We start from the raw sequence: 2,792 nt of genomic DNA on the forward strand, positions 1-2,792 counted from the left end.
GCCATCGGCGAGGCGACCACCGACCTCAACCAAGTCCTGATGGCGATCAATCCCCGCAGCGAGACCATCCGGACCGATTTCCGCGCGTTCAAGGGATTCAGCGACACCTACAGCGCGGCCGCACGCGACATCGTGACGGTACTGGACGCTGTGAGCACGACAAGCTCCACGATCACCAACAACGCCAAGCAGCTTGACGCGTTGCTGCTCGACGTCACCGGGCTTTCCCGCAGCGGGGTCAACCTGCTCGGCCCGAATAAAGACAACCTGGTGCACGGCATCAACCTGCTCCAGTCCACCACGAGCCTTCTGATGAAATACAACCCGGAACTCACCTGCTTGCTGGTCGGCGGGAAGAACGTCGTCGATTTCGGTTTCTTGGATGTTGCCGGTGGCCACAACGGCTTTTCGGTGATCCTGGATGCCGGATTGCTCCTGGGCGACGACACGTACAGATTCCCGGACAATCTGCCGATCAACGGCATCAAGGGTGGACCCGGTGGCCAGCCCGGCTGTGGATCGTTGCCCGACGTCGCTAAGAACTTTCCACAGCGCTACCTGGTCACCAACTCCGGGTGGGGCACCGGGATGGACGTGCGGCCCAACCCTGGCATCGGCTTCCCGGGCTACGTCGACTACTTCCCCGTTACCCGCGGAACACCGAGACCGCCCAGCCTCCGCCACCCGGGAGGTCCGGCTCCCGGTCCGGTCCCTGGAACGGCTGGGTACTCGGGAACGGCACCCTACGGTGCGCCCCAGTACGCCCCGGACGGAACGCCGCTCTACCCCGGCCTGCCGCCGGCGCCTCCGCCGGGCAGGCCGCGAGAACCCGGCCCGCCCCCGGCAGGGTCCGAACCGTTCGTGCCCGCAGTGCCCGGCGGGCCGCAACCGACGTGCGGAGTGATCAACCTGCAATGCGCTCCGCCGCCGCCGCTGCCGTATGCCCCAGCACCCTGACGGCCGGAAGCCATAGAGGAAGACAGAGATGCGAGAGAACTTGGTAGGCGCGCTGTGGCGCCTGGCCATCTATGCAGTCGTCTGTCTGATCGGCGCGTTTGCGTTGTTCGCCGTCTTCGCCCAGTTGCGTTTCCAGGCGGAGCGGACCTACACGGCCCAGTTCGCGAATGTGTCGGGGCTGGAGGGCGGGAACTTCGTCCGTATTGCCGGTGTTGAGGTCGGCAAGGTCAAGAAGATCACCATCCAGTCCGACTCGACGGTGCTCGTCGAGTTCACCGCGGCCGACTCGGTAGTGCTTACCGAGGGCACCAGGGCCGCCATCCGCTTCGCCGACCTCATAGGCGGCAGGTATGTGGCGCTCGAGGAGGGAGCTGGGGAAGTCAAAAGACTTCATCCGGGCGAGACCATCCCGCTGAGCCGGACCGAGCCCGCGCTGGACCTGGACGCGTTGATCGGCGGTTTCCGGCCCTTGTTTCGCGCACTCGATCCAGATCAGGTGAACAAGCTGACCGGTCAACTGATCGCCGCCTTCCAGGGACAGGGCGGGACGATCGGCTCATTTCTCAGCCAGGCCGCGGCCCTGACTAACACCCTGGCCGACCGGGATCAACTAATCGGTCAAGTCGTCATCAACCTGAATACGGTGCTCGGTTCGCTCAGCGGCCAGAGCAGCCAGTTCGCCAAGGCGGTCGACTCACTCTCTGAACTCGTGGAAGGCTTGAACGCCCGCAAGCAAGACATCAGCAACGGCGTGGCATACGCCAACGCAGCCGCCGGCTCAATCGCCGGCCTGCTGGCGCAAGCTCGCCCGCCACTGAAGAAAGTGGTGCACGAGGCGGATCGCACGGCCGGAACCATCCTGGCCGATCACGACTACTTCGACAACTTTCTCAACACCTGGCCCGACTCGACTCAAATCCTCAACAGGCAGGGCATGTACGGCGACTTCTTCAGCTTCTATTTCTGCGAAATCGTGGTGAAGGTCAACGGCAAGGGCGGCCAGCCGGTGTACGCCAAACTGGCGGGCCAGCCCACGGGGAGGTGCACGCCGCGATGAAAACCTTCTCCGAACGCAACCCGACTCGCATCGGCGCCATCGGCGTCGGCGTCATCCTTGCTTTGATGCTGCTGTCGGTGAACTACGACAAGTTGCCGTTCTTCAGCAAGGGCACGACCTACTCGGCATACTTCGCCGAAGCGGGCGGGCTGATGTCTGGCAACGCCGTGCAAGTGTCGGGCTTCCGGGTCGGCCAGGTCGCCAGCGTCGAACTGGACGGACCCCGGGTGCTGGTCAAGTTCGACGTCGCCAACAACATCCGCCTCGGTGACCGCACCGAGGCGGCAATCAAACTGAAGACTCTGCTCGGGACCAAAATTCTCGAGGTCACCCCGCGCGGAGACGGGAAGCTGACTGGTCCTATACCTCTCGACCGGACCACGCCGGCCTATCAACTGCCCGACGCGCTGGGTGACCTCACGACAACCATTAGCGGGTTGAACACCAATCAGCTGTCCAACTCGCTCGCCGTGCTGGCCGACACCTTCTCCAATACCCCGCCCGACCTGAAGGCCGCAGTACAAGGGGTGGCGCGATTTTCGCAGACACTCGACGAGCGCGACGCACAGCTGCGAAACCTGTTGAGCAACGCCAACAAAGCGACGAAGGTGCTCGCGGAACGCAGCGACGAGGTGGTCAACCTCGTCGCCAACACCAACTCGCTCTTGGTTCAGCTCAGGAGCCAAAGCTCCGCGCTAGACCAGATCGCCAATAACCTCTCCGCGCTGGCCCAGCAGCTCAAAGGCTTCATCGCCGAGAACCGCGAGACGTTGAAGCC

3 protein-coding genes are annotated in these 2,792 nt (G+C 63.7%); all 3 read left to right on the plus strand.

Annotation, left to right across the window (positions count from 1 at the left end; all coding sequences use genetic code 11):
- Positions 1–957: MCE family protein (locus WAN71_RS24535; RefSeq protein WP_422227820.1), on the plus strand; the 957-nt coding region annotated here is incomplete at its 5' end.
- A gap of 28 nt (positions 958–985) precedes the next feature.
- On the plus strand, positions 986–2,014 hold the full coding sequence (locus WAN71_RS24540) for an MCE family protein (protein WP_422227821.1): 1,029 nt from the start codon (positions 986–988) through the stop codon (positions 2,012–2,014).
- Positions 2,011–2,792 (plus strand): MCE family protein (locus WAN71_RS24545; RefSeq protein ID WP_422227822.1); only part of this gene is annotated, 782 nt, incomplete at its 3' end. The genes WAN71_RS24540 and WAN71_RS24545, both read left to right, overlap by 4 nt.

It is taken from the genome of Mycobacterium sp. (assembly GCF_049280035.1).
Lineage (GTDB): Bacteria > Actinomycetota > Actinomycetes > Mycobacteriales > Mycobacteriaceae > Mycobacterium.